Genomic DNA, 20,128 nt, shown 5'->3' with positions numbered 1-20,128 from the left:
ATTAACAGAACGGAACGCTTCATTCCACAAGTGGCGAGGGCACGCCGGTGTCCGCGCGCCGCGGCCGGGGTACCGGTGGCGGGGTGACAGATCGTCCGGGCCGTATGAGTTCGATTCGCCCCCATATGCCCTACGCTTTCGGGTATGGATGAGGTTTCGGCCGGCGGAGCCCCGGAGACCGATCCCGCCGCGCCGGTTCGCGGTAACGGAGCGCTGCGGCGCTTCCTGCGGCGGATGGGTGCCAGCAAGGCCGAGCTCGAGGCCGAAGAGCTGCAGAAGACCACCGACGACGAGGGCGCCACGCCCATCACCGCGTGCGGAGAGCGCAAGCGGCACTGCGTCGCCGGTACGCTGCGTACCGTGACGCTCCGGCCCCGGGGCGGCGCCCCCGCCCTGGAGGCCGAGCTCTACGACGGCACCGACGTGGTCAGCCTGATCTGGCTCGGCCGCCGCAGGATCGCCGGGATCGACCCCGGGCGGCGGCTGATCGCCGAGGGGCTGGTGAGCCTGCAGGACGGGCGCAAGGTCATCTTCAATCCGCGATACGAGCTGCGCGGCGGGTCGTGAGACCCCCGCCGGCCGAGGGGGCGACGTGAGCGACACCGGGACCGAGACCGGGACCACCGCGACCGCGGCCGATGCCATGGCGGCGCACGACACCGTCGAGGCGGCCGTCCGGGCCCAGCTCGCCAAGGCGCTCGGCGGCGTCCGGGGCATGCTGGAGGCGGCCGTCCCCACGATCGCGTTCACCGGTACCTACGTCGCGATCGACGACATCCGGCTCGCCGTCGCCGCCGGGGTGGGCGCCGCGGTCGTGCTGCTGCTGATCCGGATCGTCCAGCGGTCCAACCCGCAGTTCGTCCTCAACAGCCTGTTCGGCATCGCGATCGCCGCGTTCTTCGCGCTCCGCTCCGGCAAGGCGGAGGACGCGTTCCTGCCCGGCATCCTCATCAACGCCGGCTACGGCGCCGCGATGATCTTCTCGATCGCGGTGCGGTGGCCGGTCGTGGGATTCCTCATCGGGTCCGTGACCGGCGACCCCACCGCGTGGCGGTCCGACCCGGGCATCCTGAAGCTGTGCTCCCGGCTCACCTGGCTGCTGGTGGCGCCGTGCGTGGTGCGCGTCGCCGTCCAGTACCCGATCTACGTCGCGGAGGGCGACCAGAGCGGCTTCCTCGGCACCGCCAAGATCCTGATGGGCTGGCCTCTCCAGGTCGCGGCCCTCGCCGCCATGGTCTGGGTCCTCGCTCGCGGACGGACCCCGATCCGCCGGGAGGACCCCGCCACCTGAGGCGGGCGGGGCGGGCCCCGCCCGCGGGCGGCCTCGTCAGCCCAGCAGCTCGGCCAGCTCGTCCTCCACGTCCTGGCTGGCCACGAACATCAGCTCGTCGCCCGGCTCCAGGGTGTCGTCAGGCGTCGGGACGAGCACCCGGCCCTCGCGCAGGATCGCCACCAGCGCCGTGTCGCGCGGCCAGGCCACCGACCCGACGCGCTGGCCGCCGAGCGGCGCGTCCTCCGGCAGCGTCAGCTCGACCAGGTTCGCCTCGCCCTGCCGGAACGTCATCAGCCGGACCAGGTCGCCGACGCTGACGGCCTCCTCCACCAGCGCGGACAGCAGCCGCGGCGTCGACACCGCCACGTCCACGCCCCACGACTCGTTGAACAGCCACTCGTTCTTCGGGTGGTTGATCCGCGCCACGACCCGCGGCACCCCGTACTCCGTCTTCGCCAGCAGCGACACGACCAGGTTGACCTTGTCGTCGCCGGACGCGGCCACGACCACCTGGCAGCGCTCCAGCGCCGCGTCGTCCAGCGACGCGATCTCGCACGCGTCCGCGAGCAGCCACTCCGCGCGCGGCACCATCTCGACCTTGATGGCCTTCGGGCTCTTGTCGATCAGGAGCACCTCGTGGCCGTTCTCCAGCAGCTCCTGGGCGATGGACCGGCCCACCGCGCCGGCCCCGGCGATCGCGACCCGCATCAGGCGCTCCCCTCGTTCCGCGCCGCGACCGCGGCGTTCACGCGCTCCACCTCGTCCGAGCGCGCCATGATGTGCACCACGTCGCCGTCCTGGATCACGGTGTCCCGGTCGGGGACGAGCGCCTCGCCCATCCGGGAGAGGAACGCCACCCGCGTCTTCGCGTGCTCCTCCAGTTCCTGGACCTTCTCGCCCACCCACAGATGCCCGGCGTCCAGTTCGGCGAGCACGACCGCGCCGGTCGGGTCGCGCCACAGCGGCTCCGCGCCCTCCGGCAGCAGCCGGCGCAGGATCTGGTCGGCCGTCCACCGGACGGTCGCCACGGTCGGGATGCCGAGCCGCTGGTACACCTCGGCGCGGCGCGGGTCGTAGATCCGCGCCACGACGTTGTCGACGCCGAACGTCTCGCGCGCCACGCGGGCCGAGATGATGTTGGAGTTGTCGCCGCTGCTGACGGCGACGAACGCGGACGCGTGCTCGATGCCCGCTTCGGCGATCACATCGCGGTCGAACCCGAACCCGGTGACGCGGCGCCCCCGGAAGCCGCTGCGCAGCCGCCGGAACGCCTCCGGGCTCTGGTCGATGATGGCCACCGAGTGGCCCTTGTCCTCCAGGATGTGGGCCAGCGTCGAACCGACGCGCCCGCACCCCATGATCACGATATGCACGGCCGTTCCCTCTTCCGACCAGGGGGACGCTCCCCCTGTACCCCCGCGCCGTGCACGGCGTCCGTCGTGGCTGCCCCGACACCGTGCGCACCCGAGGACCGCTGCTGTGAATGATCCCTGCCGGGCTGCCAACCTACACATTGCCCCAGGCGAGTACTACCCGGCAGACAGGCGGCCGCCCGCCGGGGGGTTAGAGTTCCATTTCGTGTCGAAGGTTCCCGACCTCGTGAAGCGCGTCCTGCTGGGCCGCGCCCTGCGGAGCGCCCAGCAGCACGAGCAGCTCCTGCCCAAGCGGATCGCCCTGCCGGTGTTCGCCAGCGACGCCCTGTCCTCGGTGGCGTACGCCCCGCAGGAGATCCTCCTCGCGCTCGGGGCGGGCGGGCTCGTCATGTACCACTACACGCCGTGGGTCGCCGCCGCCGTCGTGGTGATCCTTCTGACGGTGGTCGCCTCGTACCGGCAGAACGTCCGCGCCTACCAGAGCGGCGGCGGCGACTTCGAGGTCGCCACCACCAACCTCGGCGACAACTGGGGCGTCCTGGTCGCGAGCGCCCTGATGGTCGACTACGTCCTGACGGTCGCGGTGTCGGTGTCGTCCGGCGTCGAGAACCTCGGCGCCCTGCTGAAGTTCATGCAGCCGCACGAGGTCGTGGTCGCGCTCGTCATCGTGGCGCTGCTCACCGTCGCGAACCTGCGCGGGCTGAAGGAGGCCGGCGCCGCGTTCGCCGTCCCGACCTACCTGTTCATGTTCGCGATCGGCAGCATGCTGCTGTGGGGCGCCCTCCGGCTGCTCACCGGGGACGAGCTGCGCGCCGAGACCGCGGGCTACGAGGTCCGCGGCGAGGCGGTGGACGTCGCCGGGTTCGCCCTCGTGTTCCTGCTGCTGCGCGCGTTCTCGTCCGGCTGCGCCGCCCTGACCGGCGTCGAGGCGATCAGCAACGGCGTGCCCGCGTTCAAGAAGCCGAAGGGCGACAACGCCGCCGCCACCCTGCTCCTGCTCGGCGTCGTCGCGATGACGATGTTCGGCGGCGTCACCGCGTTCGCCTACATCACCGACGCCAGGTTCGCCGAACCCGACCAGGGCAGCCACCTCGTCGACCCCGCCACCGGGCAGGAGATCCACAACGCCGACCCGGTCGTCGCGCAGGTCGCGCACACCGTCTTCAGCAACTTCACGCCCGGGTTCGCGCTCGTCGCGATCATGACCGCGCTGATCCTGTTCCTCGCGGCCAACACGGCCTTCAACGGCTTCCCCGTCCTCGGGTCGGTCCTCGCGCAGAACCGCTACCTGCCGCGCCAGCTCCACACCCGCGGCGACCGGCTCGCCTTCAGCAACGGCATCATCATCCTCGCCACCATGGCGGGGCTGCTGATCTACGCCTACGACGCGTCCGTCAGCAAGCTGATCCCGCTCTACACCGTCGGCGTGTTCGTGTCGTTCACCGTCAGCCAGATCGGCATGGTCCGGCACTGGAACCGGCTCCTGCGCGCCGAGACGGACCCGGCGCAGCGCCGCCGGATGAAGAGCTCCCGCGGCATCAACGCGTTCGGCGCCACCCTCACCGGCGTCGTCCTCATCGTCGTCCTGATCACCAAGTTCGCGCTCGGCGCCTACATCGTCTGCATCGCGATGCCGGTGCTGTTCGTGCTGATGAAGAGCATCCGCAAGCACTACGACCGGGTCGCGACCGAGCTGGAGCCGTCCGGCGAGGACGTCGTGCTGCCCGCCCGCAACCACGGCATCGTGCTCATCTCGAAGATCCACAAGCCGACGCTGCGGGCCCTGGCCTACGCTCGCGCGACGCGTCCGTCCACGCTGGAGGCCGTCTCGGTCGCCGTGGACGCCGACGAGTCCCGGCGCCTCCAGGAGGCATGGGACGCCCTGGACGTCCCCGTCCCGCTCAAGATCCTCGACTCCCCGTACCGGGAGATCACCCGGCCGGTCCTCGCCTACGTGAAGAACGTCCGCCGCAAGAGCCCCCGCGACGTCGTCACCGTGTTCATCCCCGAATACGTCGTCGGCCGCTGGTGGGAGCAGCTCCTGCACAACCAGAGCGCCCTCCGGCTCAAGGGCCGGCTGCTGTTCCAGCCGGGCGTGATGGTGACGAGCGTCCCGTGGCAGCTCCACTCGTCCGACCGGCTGAAGGGGCGGCAGGAGCCGCCCGGCCCCGGCTCGTCGCGCCGCCCGCCCCGCGGCACGGCCGACGCACGCCCCGGTGCCGGTAGTGTTTCGGACCGTGACTGAAGAGCTCCTCGACCTGCACGTCGGCAACGTCGCCAACGGCGGCTTCTGCGTCGCCCGCCATGAGGGCCGCGTGGTCTTCGTCCGGCACGCCCTGCCCGGCGAGAGGGTCAAGGCGCGCGTCACCGAGACCACCAAGAGCTTCCTGCGCGCCGACGCCGTCGAGATCATCGAGGCGTCCCCGGACCGCGTGGACGCGCCCTGCCCCTTCGCCGGCCCCGGCCGCTGCGGCGGCTGCGACTGGCAGCACGCCTCCCTGCCCGCGCAGCGCCGCCTCAAGGCCGCCGTCGTCGAAGAGCAGCTCCAGCGCCTCGCCGGCATCACCCGCACGGTGGTCGTCGAGGAGGTGCCGTACCCGGTCGAGAGCGAGATCGTCCCGCCGCCCGGCCTCGGCTGGCGCACCCGCGTCCAGTTCACCGTCGCGGGCGGCACCGTCGGCCTCCGCCGGCACCGCTCCCACGACATCGAGCCGATCGACGAGTGCCTGATCGCCCACCCGGGCGTCGAGATGATGGGCATCGAGCGCAAGCGCTGGCCCGGCGCGACCGGCGTCGAGGGCATCGCCTCCGCCTCCACCGGAGACCGCCTCGTCGTGCTGCGCGGCCGCGACCGCCGCAAGATCCGCGTGCCCCGCCTGGACGTGCCGGTCCGGCTCGTCCGGGGCAAGCCCGAGCCGGGCGCGAACCTGCCCTATGTTCGCGAGGAGGTGTCCGGCCGCCTCTTCCAGGTCAGCGGCAGCGGCTTCTGGCAGGTCCACCCGGGCGCCGCGCAGCTCCTCGCCGACGCCGTCCTGGACGCCCTCGAACCGAAGCCGGGCGACATCGCCCTCGACCTGTACAGCGGCGCGGGCCTGTTCTCCGGCGTCCTGGCCGACCGGATCGGCCCGTCCGGACTGGTGGTCGGCATCGAGTCCGACGCCCAGGCCGTCCGCGACGCGCGCTTCAACCTCCGCGACCTGCCGAACGTCTCGATCGAGCGCGGCCCGGTCGAGGAGGTCATCGCCGAACTCGAGTTCGGCCACGCCGACGCCTCGTCCCGCACCCAGAACAAGCGCGGCACCGGCCACCAGGGCGGCGCCCGCGTCCGCGCCGCCGACGTGGTCGTCCTCGACCCGCCCCGCACCGGCGCCGGCCGCGCCGTGGTCGACCAGGTCGCCCGCCTCGCCGGCCGCAAGATCGCCTACGTCTCCTGCGACCCCGCCACCCTGGCCCGCGACCTCGCCTACTTCAGCGAGAAGGGCTGGACATTGGAGTCGCTGCGAGCCTTCGACGCCTTCCCGATGACCCAGCACGTGGAGTGCCTGGCGGTCCTGGTGAGAGGATAGGCGCATGGCCGACGCGCCGCTTCGGGCGGACATCCAGGCCGCGGCCGACCGCATGGACGACCAGGTCGGGGCCAAGCGCGAGATCCGCAGGCTCGCCGAGTCCCTGTGGGAGGGCGAGACCGTGCGGCACATGCTGTCGGGCACCTATCGCGGCGGCACGGGCCTGCTCGTGCTCACCGACCGGCGGCTGCTCTTCGTCAAGGACGGCTGGGTCGGCAAGACCACCGAGGACTTCCCCCTCGACAAGATCTCGTCCGTGCAGTGGAACAGCGGCATGGTCCTCGGCAAGCTGACCGTCTTCGCGCCCGGGAACAAGGCCGAGATCACCGACGTCGGCAAGCAGGCGGGCAGGGCCATCGCGGACGCACTCCGGGAACGCCTTGCCGCCGGACGGACCGACCCCTCGACCGGTCCGGCGTCCCGCGAGGACGTGTTCGAGGCGCTGGAGAAGCTCGGCCGCCTCCGCGACGCGGGGATCGTCACGCCTGAGGAGTTCGAGGCGAAGAAGAAGGAACTGCTCGACCGGATCTGAGCGACGTGATGTGAGCCCGCCGCCCTACTCGCCGGCGGGTTCTTCACCGTCCGGGCGCGCGATGACGAACATGCCACGGCCTGGCTCGCGCTCGATCAGTCCCTCGTCCTTGAGGACGTTCAGCGTGCGTTGAATCGTGTTGCGGGCGAGTCCGTACTCGGCCTCGAGCGCGGTCATGGAGGGTATCCGGCGACCGATCGGGATCTCGCCCTCCGCGATCCGTTGCCGGATCAGATCTGCGAGCTGAAGGTATGGCGGCCTCCGAGCCTCAGGATCGATCATGAACCGGACCTTAGGCGATCAGGGGCGACCTTGGATATCTATGGGAGCCCTAGCACTACCTAGGTATACCGAGGTAGTGTTAACTCCATGCTCCGTCGAGTGCGGGGCTGCGCGGCTGCCCGCCCGGCTTTGCACCCCGGGGCTCCCGAGGCGGGGGCCGTGCTCCTCTTTCGCCGAGGAGACGACGATGTCCGAGACTCCCCGCATCGACGGGTGGCGGGTCACTCGCGAGGGCGAGGTCTGGCGTGCCGCCCGCGCGGATTTCCTGACCCACGTGCAGCTCCGTTACGGCTGCCAGTTGACCGTGACCGCTTCGACCGTCGGTGAGCTCCGCCTGCTGTGCGGCGCCGAGGACCTGAAGGCGGACGTCGTCACGATGGCGGAGAACCTCGCCGCCCAGATCACCGCGGCCGAGGCGAAGCGTGTCGGTGGGGAGACGGCATGACGGTCAACGATGCCGGGCGCGTCGACGTCGAGGGTGACGATGAGATCATCCTGCTGATCGAGCACGGCACTCGCGTCGTGGTGGGTGCGGCGTTCGCCGAGGACGACGACCCGCGCTGGTGGCGCGGCGTCTACGCGCACCGGACCCGGCGGCTGTTCGTGCCGGACGGCGTCGACAAGCCGGGCCTGGACGTGGCCCGCCGCCTGATCGACGGCTAGAGCCGGACGGGGCGGTGCCAGGTGGGTTACTTTTCTGGAGGTTTTTAGGCGATTCCGGCATGGTGGGCGCATGGGCACGGCCGTGGACCGGGAGCGGGTCGCCAAGTACGTGGCGGCCCGGCGGGGGGCGCTCGGGTTGACGCAGGAGCGGCTCGCCGAGCGGGCCGGTGTCACGATCAAGACCGTCTACAACCTGGAGGCGGGGGAGCGGTGGCCGCAGGCGCGGACGCGGTCCGCGATCGAGGACGCGCTGCGGTGGCGGGCCGGTGATCTCGTGCGGATCGCCGGGGGCGATGAGCCGCTCGGGGCCGAGGCGGAGGACGTGCGGGGGGAGCTGGCGGAACTCAGCTCCTACTTCGCCGAGCTGCGGGCCGACCCGGGGGAGAAGCGGCGGACGGCGCTGGCGTTCCTGCGGGTGCTGTACGGCGAGCGCTGATCACTTCCAGAAGAGGACCTTGGCGGTGCCGCCGGTGATGGTCGCGGCGGCGGGGCCGTGCTGGCGCACCTGGAGGCGGACGCGGCGGTCCCGGCCGACCGAGTCGGCGGCCATGCCGAACAGCAGGTTCGTCGGGTCGCCCGCGGAGAGGTGGTCGTGGACGGCGCCCGTCTCGTGGCGGCTGGTGTCGGCCGCGTCCACCTCGATCGAACGGGCCTGGACACGGGTGCCCGCGGGGACGCCGACGAGGGTCAGGGTGGCGCTCAGCGTGTACTTGGCGGGGCCGGTCAGCAGGCTCGGGCCGCCCTCGTCGCGGTGCTGCCCCTCGGCGTCGGAGTACTCGATCCCCCAGTCGACCGTCGTCCACACGCCGGGCTGGAGCTCCTGGCCGATGACGCCGGCGGACACGTAGTCGGGCATGTCGTCTCCTCGGGGCGAGACGCCCACGCGCCACTGCCCGTAGTCGGTCCGGACGGCGCGGTCGTAGTCGACGATCACGCCGTTGAGGGTGCGGTCGTTGGAGTACTGCTGGAGGTGGATCCGGGGGTCCCAGCGCCCGCCGGACCAGGCGTAGGTCTGCCAGCCGTAGGTGATCATCCCGGCGTCGAAGGCGCGGTCCATCGGCCCGTATCCCGCGTACAGGCCGATGCGGTCGCGGCCGATGACGGAGGCGGCGCCGTCCAGGTAGGCGTTGATCGCCGGCTGCTGGGACGGTGCGGCGTCGAAGTCGACCGCGAAGTAGATCGGACGGTCGTCCGGCATGCCGCAGGCGGCGGCCTGCTCTGCGGCGTCGCGGGCGTCGGCGACTCCGGCGCCGCGGCCGGCCAGGGCCCTCGCCGCGGCGGTCTCCCAGACGACGACCAGCCACAGCCCGGCGTCCGACAGTTCCTCGGCCTCGTCGCGGGTCAGGTTCTTGCCGGTGGTGTCGTGCGACAGGTAGCGGCAGGCGAACCTGGCCCCGGCGTTCCTCAGCGCGGTCGTGCCCGGACGGCCCCACGCGTAGTCGACGCCGAAGACGGCCATGTCAGCTCCATGTTCGCGAATCAGGTCATGGACGATTCAACAGCCTTTCCCTCATGATCACTGGCGAATCGGGAGGTTCGGTGGTGCCGTCGGGACCGCGCCGGGGCGAGGATGGGAGGCATGCGACTTCGGATCTTCACCGAGCCCCAGCAGGGGGCGGACTACGAGACGCTGCTGGCGGTCGCCAGGGCGACCGAGGACCTCGGGTTCGACGCCTTCTTCCGGTCGGACCACTACCTCAAGATGGGCGACGTTCCCGGCACGCCCGGACCCTCGGACGCGTGGGTCACCCTGGGCGCGCTGGCCCGCGAGACGAGCCGCATCCGGCTCGGCACGCTGATGACCGCCGCGACGTTCCGCTACCCGGGCCCCCTCGCCATCTCCGTGGCGCAGGTCGACCGGATGAGCGGCGGGCGCGTCGACTTCGGCATCGGGACGGGCTGGTTCGAGCAGGAGCACGCCGCGTACGGGATCCCGTTCCCGGACCTGAACGAGCGGTTCGAGCGGCTGGAGGAGCAGCTCCAGATCCTCATCGGCCTCTGGGGGACGCCGGAGGGGGAGACGTTCTCGTTCGGCGGCGAGCACTACGCGCTGGCCGACTCCCCGGCGCTGCCGAAGCCGGCGCAGGCCGGGGGCCCGCCGATCCTCATCGGTGGTTTCGGGGCGAAGCGGACGCCGCGTCTGGCCGCCGCGTACGCCGACGAGTACAACGTCCCGTTCCACAAGCTGCCGGACACCGGGGAGGCGTTCGACCGGGTCCGCGCCGCCTGCCGGGCCGCCGGACGGGCGCGCCCGATGGTGTACTCGGCGGCGCAGGTCGTCTGCTGCGGCCGGGACGAGGCGGAGATCCGCCGCCGGGCCGACGCGATCGGCCGCGAGGTGGACGAGCTCCGCGAGAACGGCCTGGCCGGCACGCCCGCCGAGCTCGTCGAGAAGATCGGGGCCTTCGCCGAGCTGGGCACCGAGTGCATCTACCTGCAGGTCCTCGACCTGAGCGACCTGGAGCACATCGAGCTCCTGGCGTCCGAGGTGATGGCGAAGCTCTGACCGAAAGGGCCCGCGGCCGGGGAGCGGCCGCGGGCCTCCGGTCGTGTCAGGCGTCCTCGGGGCGCGGGTGCCGCGGCAGGAGTAACGAACTGACCGGTGGGGACGGCGAGGACCGGTTCCGGTTCGGCATCGACATCCTCATTCGCGGCATCGCGTCCTACGCGCGTCCCTAGGGCGCTTCAGGCGAAGGCGCGCTGGAACGCGGCCAGCCGCGGGGAGCCGCCGGAGGGGTCCCAGACGGCGAAGACGACATGCTCGAACCGGCCTGCGAACTCGTCGCGGAGCGCGGCGGCGAACGCCCCGGCGACCTCGGACGGGTCGTTGCGGAACACGCCGCAGCCCCAGGCGCCGAGCACGAGCCGCCGGTGCGCGTGGGCGAGGGCGACGGCGAGGACCTTGCGGGCCCGGACGGCGAGGACGCCGGGGATCAGCGCCGCCTTCCCCGGATCGCGGATCGCGCCCCGGTTCGGAGCCGGTGACGTCACGAACGCGACCTCGTAGGGGTCTTCGAGGAGCCGGCCCGCGTCGTCCCGGAACACCGGCACGGACGGCGAGTAGATCATGTGGTCGCTGTAGAGCAGGTCGCCCCGCGCCCGGTGGAAGTCGTAGTACTCGCGGGCCTCCAGCAGCGACGGGTACAGGCCCGACGACCGGGCGAGCCCCTCCTCCTGCGCGTGCGCCCCGTTCAGGAACCCGCCGCCGGGGTTCTTCGCGGACGCGAAGTTCAGCGCGAGCGGCGCCGCCCCGCCGGGGACGCGCAGCCGCCGCGCGGCCGCCAGCGTCGTCTCGCCGGTGACCTCGATCCGCGTGCCCGGCCGCCCGGACGGCAGGTCCGCGAGGAGGCGGTCCAGCTCGTCCGGCCGGTACAGGACGGTGCCGCGCACCGCGCGCCCGAGCGCGGCGGAGATGGGGACGGTGCGCCCGGAGGGCGCGGTGTAGGAGCCGCGTTCGAGGATGGCGACGGTCTCCTGGGCGGTCATCCGGCGGGGGTGTCTGCTCATGATGGTCTGCGATTGTGGCCGCGCCCCTGCGGCATCGGCAACCGCTTTACCTGGCACATTGTCGGTAATGATCGTTTTTCTCCCGGTTTCTGGGATGCTGGGACGCGATGCAGCCGCCACGATCACGGCAGGGACGCCGCCGAAGAAGCTCCCATTCCCGGCGCGGCGCACCCCCCTCACCGCGTTCCCCGCACGGCGCGGCGCCGCCCCGGACCCGGACCGTCGCCCCCGACCTCGACCGGGAGTTCGAGAACGCCCGGCGCGGCCGGCGGCGCGGCATGATCCTCGGGCTGGTCTCCCTCGTCCTGGCGGCGGTGGTGGCCGTGGGCGCGCTGGTCATGTGGCGCCCGACGGCCGGCTCCCCGTTCGCCGAGCCCACCCCCGGCCCCGTCGCGACGGGCGGGCGCGCCGACGCCGAGCCGTCCGACCCGCCCATCGTCAAGCCCAAGGTGACCCCCTACATCCCCGCGCGCGGGACGGGCCGCTTCACGCGCCCCCCGGCGAGCGGCGACCGCACGTACGGCCGGGGCAGGCTGATGCGGTACATGGTCGAGGTGGAGGGCGGCCTCCGGCAGAGTCCCGCCGCGTTCGCCCGCAGCGTGGACGCGATCCTCGCCGACGAACGCGGCTGGACGGCCGGCGGGAAGTGGGCGTTCCGGCGCGTCGACTCGGGCCCGTACGACTTCGTGGTGAAGCTCGCCTCGCCCGGCACGGTGGACAGGATCTGCGCGGCGTACGGGCTGGACACCGAGGGCAAGGTCAACTGCGCCGGCGGCAAGCAGGTCGTCGTCAACCTGAGGCGCTGGCTGCTGCTCACGACCTACTACAGGGGCCGTCCGGACGACTACCACGCGCTGACGATCAACCACGAGGTCGGGCACCGGCTCGGCCACCGCCACATGACCTGCGGCGGGCGCGGCAGGCCCGCCCCCGTCATGCAGCAGCAGATCTTCGGGCTGAAGGGCTGCGTGATCAACGGCTGGCCCTACGACCGGCGGGGGCGCTTCGTGAGCGGCCCGTCCGTGCCCTAAATCCCGGTGCGAGCACGGCGTCCGGTCGGTCACACTCTGTCCGTGCTTCTGACCATCACCACCACCACGGACCAGGCGACCGACCTGGGCTTCCTCCTGCACAAGCACCCGGAGAAGGTGCAGCGGTTCGAGCAGTCCTTCGGCACGGCGCACGTCTTCTACCCCGACGTCGGCGAACGGCGCTGCACGGCCGCGCTGCTGCTGGACGTCGACCCGGTCAAGCTCGTCCGGACGCGCGGCAGGGGCACCCCCGACTTCGCCCTCGGCCAGTACGTCAACGACCGCCCGTACGCGGCGTCGTCGCTGCTGGCGTCCGCGATGGCGAACGTGTTCCGCACCGCCATGCGCGGGCGCTGCGACGCGCGCCCCGGCCTCGCGGAGGCCCCGCTCCCGCTGGAGGTCGTCCTGCCGGCGCTGCCGTGCCGGGGCGGGCCCGCGCAGGCGGAGCGCTTCTTCGGCCCGCTCGGCTGGGACGTGTCCGCCGAGCCCGTCCCGCTCGACCCGGAGTTCGGCGACTGGGGCGACTCCCGGTACGTGACGCTGACGCTGACCGGGCAGGTCCGGCTCGCGGACGCGCTCAACCAGCTGTACGTGCTGCTGCCCGTCCTGGACGACGCCAAGCACTACTGGCTCGCGCCGGACGAGGTCGACAAGCTGATCCGGTCGGGGGAGGGCTGGCTCGCCGCGCACCCCGACCGCAACGCGATCACCCGCCGCTACCTGGCGAACCGGCGCGGACTCGTCCGGGCCGCGCTCGGCCGGCTCGCCGACACCGAGGACGCGCCGGAGGACGCCCTCGACCCGGTGGAGCAGGAGCCCGAGGGCGAGGTCCGCGTGTCGCTCGCGGAGCACCGCGCCCAGGCGGTGATCCAGGCGCTCCGCGACGAGGACGCCCGCCGCGTCATCGACCTCGGCTGCGGCTCCGGCAAGCTCCTCGCCCGCCTCGTCCAGGACGACTTCTTCACCGAGGTCACCGGGACGGACGTGTCGTACCGGGCGATCGAGCACGCGACCCGCCGCCTGGAGCGGAGCCGCCGCGCCGGCGCCCCCTTCCAGGGCGCGCTGACCTATGCCGACGAGCGGTTCCAGGGCTACGACGCGGCCGTGCTGATGGAGGTGGTCGAGCACATCGACCCGCCGCGGCTGCCCGCCGTCGAGCGCGTCGTGTTCGGCCACGCCGCGCCCCGGGTCGTGGTCGTGACCACGCCGAACGCCGAGCACAACGTCCGCTACGACGGGCTGGCCCCGGGCGCGATGCGCCACCCCGACCACCGCTTCGAATGGACCCGCGCCGAGTTCCGCGCGTGGGCGGACCGGGTCGCCGCCGCGCACGGCTACCGCGTCCGGTACGTCCCCGTCGGCGACGACGACCCCGAGGTCGGCGCCCCGACGCAGATGGGAGTGTTCACCCGATGACCGAGATCAAGCTGCCCGCGATGGGCCTCGTCGTGCTGGTAGGCGTGTCCGGCTCGGGCAAGTCGCACTTCGCGCGCAGGCACTTCCGCCCGACGCAGGTCATCTCCTCCGACTTCTGCCGGGGCCTCGTGTCGGACGACGAGAACGACCAGTCCGCGAGCGGCGACGCGTTCGACCTGCTCCACACCATCGTCGCGACCCGGCTGCGGCGCGGCCTGCTCACCGTCGTGGACGCGACGAACGTGCAGAGCAAGGCGCGGCAGGCGCTGCTGCGGATCGCCAAGGACCACGACGTCCTGTCGGCCGCGATCGTCCTGGACGTGCCCGAGCACGTCGCGGCGGAGCGGAACGCCGCCCGCCCCGACCGGGACTTCGGCCCGCACGTCATCCCCCGCCAGGGCCGCGAGCTGCGGCGCGGCCTGCGCACCCTCGGCCGCGAGTTCCGCCGCGTGCACGTCCTCAAGGGCGTGGACGAGATCGACGCGGCGACCATCGTCTATGAGAAGGCGTGGAACGACAAGCGCGAGCTGACCGGCCCGTTCGACGTCATCGGCGACGTGCACGGCTGCCGCGCCGAGCTGGAGGACCTCCTCGCGTCGCTCGGCTACGAGATCGACCGGGACGCTGAGGGCCGGGCCGCCGGCGCGCGCCACCCGGGCGGCCGGACCGCCGTGTTCGTCGGCGACCTCGTCGACCGCGGACCCGACTCGCCCGGCGTGCTGCGCCTGGTCATGGGCATGGTCGCGGCGGGTGACGCGCTGTGCGTGTCCGGGAACCACGAGGCCAAGCTCGTCCGGGCGCTGCGCGGCCGGAAGGTGCGGCTCGCGCACGGCCTGGCCGAGTCGCTGGAGCAGCTCGCCGCCGAGCCGGAGGACTTCCGCGCCGCCGCGATCGCGTTCATGGACGGCCTCGTCGCCCACTACGTGCTGGACGGCGGCCGGCTCGTCGTCGCGCACGCCGGGCTGAAGGAGGCCTACCACGGCCGCGCGTCCGGGCGCGTCCGCTCGTTCGCCCTGTACGGGGACACGACGGGCGAGACCGACGAGTACGGGCTGCCCGTCCGGTACCCGTGGGCGCGCGACTACCGCGGCGCGGCGATGGTCGTGTACGGCCACACGCCCGTCGTGGAGGCCGAGTGGGTCAACAACACGATCTGCCTCGACACGGGCGCCGTGTTCGGCGGGAAGCTGACCGCGCTGCGCTACCCGGAGAAGGAGCTCATCTCCGTCCCGGCGCGGCGGGTCTGGTACGAGCCGACCCGTCCGCTGGCGGCCGTGTCCGACACGAGCGCGGGCGCGCGGGCGGAGAGCGACGTCCTGAAGATCGAGGACGTGCTCGGCGACCAGGGCGTGCGGACCCGCCTGATGGGGCGGGTCAGCGTCCGGGAGGAGAACGCCCTCGCGGCGCTGGAGGTGATGAGCCGGTTCGCGATCGACCCCCGCTGGCTCGTGTACCTGCCGCCGACGATGGCGCCCGCCGAGACGTCGCCGCTGCCCGGACACCTGGAGCACCCCGCCGAGGCGTTCGCCGCCTACCGGAAGGCGGGCCTCACTCGGGTGATCTGCGAGGAGAAGCACATGGGCTCCCGCGCGGTCGCGGTCGTGTGCCGCGACGCGTCGGTGGCGTCCGCCCGCTTCGGCGTGGACGACGGGACGACCGGCGCCGTCTACACGCGCACCGGACGGTCGTTCTTCCGCGATCCCGCCCGGACGGAGGAGATCCTCGGCCGCGTCCGCGCCGCGATCGGCGCCGCCGGCCTGTGGGACGAGCTCGGCACCGGCTGGCTCGCCCTCGACTGCGAGCTGCTGCCGTGGTCGGCCAAGGCCATGGACCTCATCCGCGTCCAGTACGCGGCGACGGGCGCGGCGGCCCGCGCGGCCCTGCCGATGGCGGCTGGCGTCCTCGACCGCGCGAAGGCCCGCGGTCTCGACGTCGGCGGCCTGCGCGAGCGCGTCGAGGCCCGCGCGTCCAACGCGGCCCGCTTCCGGGACGCCTACGCCCGGTACTGCTGGCCGGTGGACGGCCTGGAGGGGCTGCGCCTCGCGCCGTTCCAGATCCTGGCCGGCGAGGGCCGCTCGTACGCCGACGCGCGCGAGCACGACTGGCACATGGACATGGCCGGACGACTCGCGGACGCCGACCCCACCGGCCTCGTCCTGCGGACGGGCTCCCGCGTCGTCGACCTGGAGTCGGCGGAGTCGGAGGCCGCCGCGACCGCGTGGTGGGAGGAGCTGACCGCCGCGGGCGGCGAGGGAATGGTCGTCAAGCCGCTCGGCCCGTTCCCGGACGACCGGCCCGCCGGGCGGATCCAGCCGGGCCTCAAGTGCCGGGGCCGGGAGTACCTGCGGATCATCTACGGGCCGGACTACACCGAGCCGGGCAACCTGGACCGGCTGCGCGGCCGCTCCCTCGGCCGCAAGCGGTCGCTGGCCTCCCGCGAGCACGCGCTCGGCATGGAGTCGCTCGAGTGAAGCGGCGCGGGCGTGAAGCGGCGCGGGCGTGAAGCGGCGCGGGCGTGAAGCGGCGCGGGCGTGAAGCGGCGCGGGCGTGAAGCGGCGCGGCCCGCCTCCTCGAGGGGGCGGGCCGCGGCGTGGATCAGGTCGAGAAGAGCATGTGGAAGACGCCGCCGTGGTGCGGGCGGTGCGCGCCGTGGTGGTGATGGTGCACCTGCGCGGCCGGCGCGCCCCACGAGGGAGCGGCGGCCGGGGGCGGGGGAGCCGCCCGGTACTGGGACTCCATCTGGCCCAGGGCCTCGAGCTCGCCGTAGTCCAGGAAGATGCCCCGGCAGCTGTCACATTGCTCGATGTGGACGCCGCTGCGGGTGTAGGTCCGCATCACGCCACGACACTTAGGGCAGTGCATCGCCTTGTCGTCCTTCCGGTATGGATCCCCAGGTAGGGCTAAATGTAGGGCAGGTTCCGCCGCCGCGTCATGCGGCTCCGGTCCGGGAGATTCTGCTACAGGTGTCGATCATCGCCTGCTCCGGTCCGTCCAGTGGCCGATCCTCCCCCCTCGCGGATATGACGCAGGTGGCGGCGATCTGGATCGCCAGACTTCGCGCCGGGACGTCGAGCGCCCCCCAGAGGTCGCGGCCGATGGGGCCGCCCGCCGCGGTGTAGGCGCCCGCGAAGCGGGACCACTCGCCGGCGTGCAGGACGCCCCCGAGGTGGAGGGCGGCCGGGCGGGCGAGGTCCCAGGCCGGGTCGCCCGCGCCGAGGTCCTCGATGTCGAGCAGCCGCCAGCCGTCCGCGGTCCGGACCATCTGGCCGAGATGCCAGTCGCCGTGGATGACGCGGCGGGGGCCGGGCGGCTCCTCGGCCTCGCCCCGGATCCAGGGCGGCAGGGTCGCGAACGCGCGCCGGATCTCGGTCTCGGCGGCGCCGCCGCCCAGCCGCGCCACGAGGCGCGCGACGCGTCCTGGGCGACCCCACGGCGGCGCGTCCGGCGGGACGGGGCACGCGTGCAGCTCCGCCAGCAGGCGGCCCCCCTCCTCCCACGGCAGGTCCGCCGCCGGGTCCACCGGGTCGCCGTAGGGGGTGACGGTGACCGTGCGCCCGTCCACGTCGAGCGGGGGACCGGACGGGGCGAGCAGCAGATGCGGCAGGCCCGCGGCCAGCCGGATCCGGGCGGCGAGCGCCGCGCCGTACTCGCGGTCCGGCTGGTGGGCCTTCACCACGACGTCGCCGACACGGACGACCAGGACGCCGTGCCGGTCGTAGAGCGTCTCCGGCTCGGCGGGGGCGCCGGCCGATCCGCGTCCGATCTCCGCGAGCCGGCCGAACAGCTGGGGGACGGTCTGCACCGGCCCAGTCAACCACCCGGCCGGCATGCGGCCGCCGCCGGTCACCTGTCGTAGATCTCGAACTCCCAGAGCGAGTAGCCCCACTGCGTCCCGCGCTCGGTCCCGTACACGCGGACCCAGCGCGCCTGGCGCGGGGTGAAGGGCGCGACGTCGATGCCGCCGTCGCCGTTCGTCCGGGTGTGGACCGTCGTCCACACGCCGCCGCCCGTGGACGTCTGGATCCGGTACGCCTTGCCGAACGCGGCCTCCCACCGCAGGAGCACGTACCCGACCTGCCGGCTCGAGCCGAGGTCGATCTCGATCCACTGCGGACTGCTCGCCTTGCTGCTCCAGCGGGTCGTGAGGCTCCCGTCGACCGCCTTCGGCCCCTCCGTGCCCGCCTGCTGGTAACTGGAGACCTTCACCGGCCTCTTCAGCGCCAGGTTGGTCTTCAGCCGGTAGTTCGCCGTGAGGGTGACGTCGCCGTTCACCGTGATGTTGTGGGCGGCGGTTCCGCCGTCCGACCAGCCGGTGAACTCGTACAGTCTGCCGGCGACGTACTGCGTCTGCGTCGGCGCGGAGATCGACACCGTCGAGCCGGTGATCACCGTGCCGGTGAACGGCGCGGCCTGCCGGTGCTCCAGCAGTGTCAGCGGGATGCCCGCCGGGTTCGACGCGAGCGTGACGTTCGACGTCTTCGGGTGCAGCTCCACGCTCTTGGTGTCGGTGAGCCCGTCGGAGTCGGTGACGGTCAGCCGCAGCTCGATCCAGGACGGGTGCTCGTGGTCGGGCGCGGCGAACTCGCCGCCGGCGCCGCTGTGCCCGGTGATCGTGTGGGTGTGGCAGTTGCTCGGGCAGTGATGCATGATCGTCTGCCATTTGAGGGCGTCGCCGCTCAGGGCGCCGTCCTCCCCGTCCGTGCCCGTGCCGGTGAACGCGATGCGGTCGCCGACCTTCCAGGTCGTGCCCGCGGCGGGCGAGGTGATCGTCGCGACCGGCGGGGTCGAGCCCGCCGTGATCGTCGTCGTGGCGGTGTCGGCGGCGCCGCGCGTGTCCGTGACCCGCAGCCCGACCGTGTACCGGCCGGCGGCCGTGTAGGTGTGGCTCGGCCGCGCGGCGGCCGAGTCGTCGAACGCCCCGTCGCCGTCGAGGTCCCACGCGTAGGTGAGCGGGACGTCGCCGTCGGCGTCGCTGGAGGTCGTCCCGTCGAACTGCACGGTGAGGGGAGCGGGGCCGCTCGTCACGTCCGGGGTGAACGCGGCGACCGGCGGGTTGTTCACGCCGTGGTAGACGAACCGGACGATCCGGTCGCCGAGGATGTCGACCCCGAACAGGTCGCCGTTCGGGCCCGCCTGGAGCTCGACCATGCCGCCCTGCCCGGCGGAGAACGTCTCGATCTTCGTCTTGTCGGGCAGGCCGTTCGTGCCGGGCTTCATCGCCCACACGCACTTGCGGGAGTAGTCGGCGAAGAACAGCGCGCCCCGGTACTGCGACGGGTACAGGTTCCCCGCGTAGAACGCCGTGCCGCTGCTGGACGAGCTGCCCGCCGTGCAGCTCTCGCCCGGCACCACCGCCGCGTCGTGCTTGTACGTGAAGTACGGCGGGACGACCGCGCCCGCGCCCGCCGCGTACAGGTTCTCGCAGAGCGCGAGGTCGGCGCCGTCGTAGCCGGCGGTGCGGCCCGTCCCCTCGTAGCAGGGCCACCCGAAGTTGCGGGGCGCCGTGAACGGCTCGGTGACGCGGTTGATCTCCTCCCACGAGTTGTACCCGACGTCACCGGCCCAGATCTCGTTCGTGCCGGGGCGGATCGTGAACCGGTACGGGTTGCGGAGCCCGTAGGCGATGACGCGGCGCGCGTTCGCGTCGCCCGTCGTGACCGGGTTGCCGGCCGAGGCGGCGCCGGTGTCCGGGTTCACCCGGATGATCGCGCCGTCGAGGGTGGTGGGGTCGGCGGGCGTCCGCATGTCCTGCGAGCGCAGCGCGCCCCCTTCGGCGGACGGGGCGGTCAGCGGCGTCCCGGCGGGCCTCGGCGGGTCGCCGCAGGCGTTGTCCTTCTGGCCGTAGTCGGCGTACTGGAAGCCCGCGCCGTCGCCGCCGCCCACGTAGAGCTGCCCGTCCTCGCCGAAGGCGAGGGTGCCGATGGAGTGGCTGGAGAACTGCTGGCACCAGTCCTCGATGAGGACCTGCTCGCTCGGCGCGGCCGCCTGCGCCACCTGGGCCTGGACGGCCGGGGACAGCACGGAGACGCGGCCGGCGACGACGCAGCCGGAGTCGTTGGCGCCGGGCGGGGTGGGGCACTGCTCGTTGGTGCCGTCGGAGGACGGCCAGCGCGGGTACCCGCCGCCCATCTGCCCGTTGTAGGTGTAGAGCACGTACACCCGCGGGTCGGCCGGGAAATCCGGATGCAGCGCCATTCCCAGCAGGCCGCGGTCCCAGCCGTTGAACACCTGGGGGCGAAGATCCGCGTAAACGGTCGCGGACGTGTCGGAGAGCGAATCGAAGACCTTGACGATTCCGCTCTTCTCCGCGACGAACACCCGTCCATCGGGGGAGAATTCCACATTTGTCGGCATGTTCAGTCCGGAGAACACGGTCTCCATCTGGAAATTGGCGGGCAGCGCCGCCGCGCGGGCCGTCCGGCCCGGCCCGAGCACCGCGACGAGCGCCGCGGTGAGCAGGAGCGCCACGGCTCCCGCCAGAAATG

The 20,128-nt window shown here is 72.8% G+C and carries 20 protein-coding genes; 12 read left to right on the top strand and 8 right to left on the bottom strand.

Going from position 1 to position 20,128, the window contains the following annotated elements:
• Positions 1-144 precede the first annotated feature (144 nt).
• Both IE99_RS0109355 and IE99_RS0109350 read left to right on the top strand, forming a co-directional pair.
• Positions 145-567: an OB-fold nucleic acid binding domain-containing protein gene (locus IE99_RS0109355; RefSeq protein ID WP_084219394.1), complete on the top strand. Its 423-nt coding sequence runs from the start codon at positions 145-147 to the stop codon at positions 565-567.
• Between the two features lie 76 nt (positions 568-643).
• Positions 644-1,291, top strand: coding sequence for a DUF3159 domain-containing protein (locus tag IE99_RS0109350; protein WP_037559007.1), 648 nt, complete (start codon positions 644-646; stop codon positions 1,289-1,291).
• A gap of 36 nt (positions 1,292-1,327) precedes the next feature.
• Here the strand turns inward: IE99_RS0109350 and IE99_RS0109345 are convergent, their stop codons facing one another.
• Both IE99_RS0109345 and IE99_RS0109340 read right to left on the bottom strand, forming a co-directional pair.
• Positions 1,328-1,981, bottom strand: coding sequence for a potassium channel family protein (locus IE99_RS0109345; RefSeq protein ID WP_030166783.1), 654 nt, complete (start codon positions 1,979-1,981; stop codon positions 1,328-1,330).
• Positions 1,981-2,646, bottom strand: coding sequence for a potassium channel family protein (locus IE99_RS0109340; protein WP_030166780.1), 666 nt, complete (start codon positions 2,644-2,646; stop codon positions 1,981-1,983). The genes IE99_RS0109345 and IE99_RS0109340 overlap by 1 nt, the downstream gene beginning before the upstream one ends.
• 205 nt (positions 2,647-2,851) lie before the next feature.
• Between IE99_RS0109340 and IE99_RS0109335 the strand changes: the two genes are divergently transcribed.
• From IE99_RS0109335 to IE99_RS0109325, 3 genes are read left to right on the top strand one after another with little or no spacing between them, the layout of a single operon-like run.
• Positions 2,852-4,891 (top strand): APC family permease, encoded by a 2,040-nt coding sequence (locus IE99_RS0109335; protein ID WP_030166777.1) that lies wholly within the window; start codon positions 2,852-2,854, stop codon positions 4,889-4,891.
• On the top strand, positions 4,884-6,212 hold the full coding sequence (locus IE99_RS0109330) for a class I SAM-dependent RNA methyltransferase (protein WP_030166774.1): 1,329 nt from the start codon (positions 4,884-4,886) through the stop codon (positions 6,210-6,212). The genes IE99_RS0109335 and IE99_RS0109330 overlap by 8 nt, the downstream gene beginning before the upstream one ends.
• Before the next feature lie 4 nt (positions 6,213-6,216).
• Entirely contained in the window at positions 6,217-6,744 is a 528-nt protein-coding gene (locus tag IE99_RS0109325; protein ID WP_030166771.1) for a PH domain-containing protein, read from the top strand.
• 24 nt (positions 6,745-6,768) lie between these two features.
• Here IE99_RS0109325 and IE99_RS0109320 read toward each other — a convergent pair whose 3' ends face one another.
• A complete protein-coding gene (locus tag IE99_RS0109320) occupies positions 6,769-7,026 on the bottom strand; it encodes a GntR family transcriptional regulator (protein ID WP_030166769.1) in 258 nt (85 codons plus the stop codon).
• A gap of 187 nt (positions 7,027-7,213) precedes the next feature.
• Here IE99_RS0109320 and IE99_RS0109315 point away from each other — a divergent pair, with 187 nt between their 5' ends.
• The 3 genes from IE99_RS0109315 (at position 7,214) to IE99_RS30175 (ending at position 8,125) form a co-directional block, all read left to right on the top strand.
• On the top strand, positions 7,214-7,471 hold the full coding sequence (locus tag IE99_RS0109315; protein WP_030166766.1) for a hypothetical protein: 258 nt from the start codon (positions 7,214-7,216) through the stop codon (positions 7,469-7,471).
• Positions 7,468-7,689 (top strand): hypothetical protein, encoded by a 222-nt coding sequence (locus tag IE99_RS0109310; protein ID WP_030166762.1) that lies wholly within the window; start codon positions 7,468-7,470, stop codon positions 7,687-7,689. The genes IE99_RS0109315 and IE99_RS0109310 overlap by 4 nt, the downstream gene beginning before the upstream one ends.
• Before the next feature lie 70 nt (positions 7,690-7,759).
• Positions 7,760-8,125 carry a helix-turn-helix domain-containing protein gene (locus tag IE99_RS30175; RefSeq protein ID WP_051712312.1) on the top strand — a complete coding sequence of 122 codons (366 nt, stop codon included), beginning with the start codon at positions 7,760-7,762 and terminating at the stop codon, positions 8,123-8,125.
• Here IE99_RS30175 and IE99_RS30170 read toward each other — a convergent pair whose 3' ends face one another.
• Positions 8,126-9,148, bottom strand: coding sequence for a glycoside hydrolase domain-containing protein (locus tag IE99_RS30170; RefSeq protein ID WP_051712311.1), 1,023 nt, complete (start codon positions 9,146-9,148; stop codon positions 8,126-8,128).
• A gap of 120 nt (positions 9,149-9,268) precedes the next feature.
• Here IE99_RS30170 and IE99_RS0109295 point away from each other — a divergent pair, with 120 nt between their 5' ends.
• Positions 9,269-10,195: an LLM class F420-dependent oxidoreductase gene (locus tag IE99_RS0109295; RefSeq protein WP_030166754.1), complete on the top strand. Its 927-nt coding sequence runs from the start codon at positions 9,269-9,271 to the stop codon at positions 10,193-10,195.
• Between the two features lie 179 nt (positions 10,196-10,374).
• Here IE99_RS0109295 and IE99_RS0109290 read toward each other — a convergent pair whose 3' ends face one another.
• Positions 10,375-11,196, bottom strand: a complete 822-nt coding sequence (locus tag IE99_RS0109290; protein ID WP_030166751.1) for a TIGR02452 family protein — start codon at positions 11,194-11,196, stop codon at positions 10,375-10,377.
• 107 nt (positions 11,197-11,303) lie between these two features.
• Between IE99_RS0109290 and IE99_RS0109285 the strand changes: the two genes are divergently transcribed.
• Genes IE99_RS0109285 through IE99_RS0109275 form a run of 3 tightly spaced genes read left to right on the top strand, consistent with a single transcriptional unit; the run spans position 11,304 to position 16,114 of the window.
• Entirely contained in the window at positions 11,304-12,227 is a 924-nt protein-coding gene (locus IE99_RS0109285) for a DUF3152 domain-containing protein (protein WP_157610166.1), read from the top strand.
• A 42-nt stretch (positions 12,228-12,269) separates the two neighbouring features.
• Positions 12,270-13,643 (top strand): 3' terminal RNA ribose 2'-O-methyltransferase Hen1, encoded by a 1,374-nt coding sequence (locus tag IE99_RS0109280; RefSeq protein WP_030166744.1) that lies wholly within the window; start codon positions 12,270-12,272, stop codon positions 13,641-13,643.
• A complete protein-coding gene (locus tag IE99_RS0109275; protein WP_030166741.1) occupies positions 13,640-16,114 on the top strand; it encodes a polynucleotide kinase-phosphatase in 2,475 nt (824 codons plus the stop codon). The genes IE99_RS0109280 and IE99_RS0109275 overlap by 4 nt, the downstream gene beginning before the upstream one ends.
• 124 nt (positions 16,115-16,238) lie before the next feature.
• On the opposite strand, the gene IE99_RS0109270 is transcribed toward IE99_RS0109275, so the two are convergent.
• From IE99_RS0109270 to IE99_RS0109260, 3 genes are all read right to left on the bottom strand, one after another.
• Positions 16,239-16,505 carry a TFIIB-type zinc ribbon-containing protein gene (locus IE99_RS0109270; RefSeq protein WP_084219393.1) on the bottom strand — a complete coding sequence of 89 codons (267 nt, stop codon included), beginning with the start codon at positions 16,503-16,505 and terminating at the stop codon, positions 16,239-16,241.
• 67 nt (positions 16,506-16,572) lie between these two features.
• The gene (locus tag IE99_RS0109265) at positions 16,573-17,445 is read right to left on the bottom strand and encodes a phosphotransferase family protein (protein ID WP_030166729.1); all 873 of its coding nucleotides are present in this window, start codon (positions 17,443-17,445) and stop codon (positions 16,573-16,575) included.
• A 41-nt stretch (positions 17,446-17,486) separates the two neighbouring features.
• A complete protein-coding gene (locus IE99_RS0109260) occupies positions 17,487-20,111 on the bottom strand; it encodes a PQQ-dependent sugar dehydrogenase (RefSeq protein ID WP_157610164.1) in 2,625 nt (874 codons plus the stop codon).
• Positions 20,112-20,128: the final 17 nt, after the last annotated feature.

The sequence above is a fragment of the Spirillospora albida genome (assembly GCF_000718255.1).
GTDB classification, from domain to species: domain Bacteria; phylum Actinomycetota; class Actinomycetes; order Streptosporangiales; family Streptosporangiaceae; genus Spirillospora; species Spirillospora albida.
The sequence above is the reverse complement of the archived record's forward strand: the minus strand, read 5'-3'. Positions and strand labels throughout refer to the sequence as shown.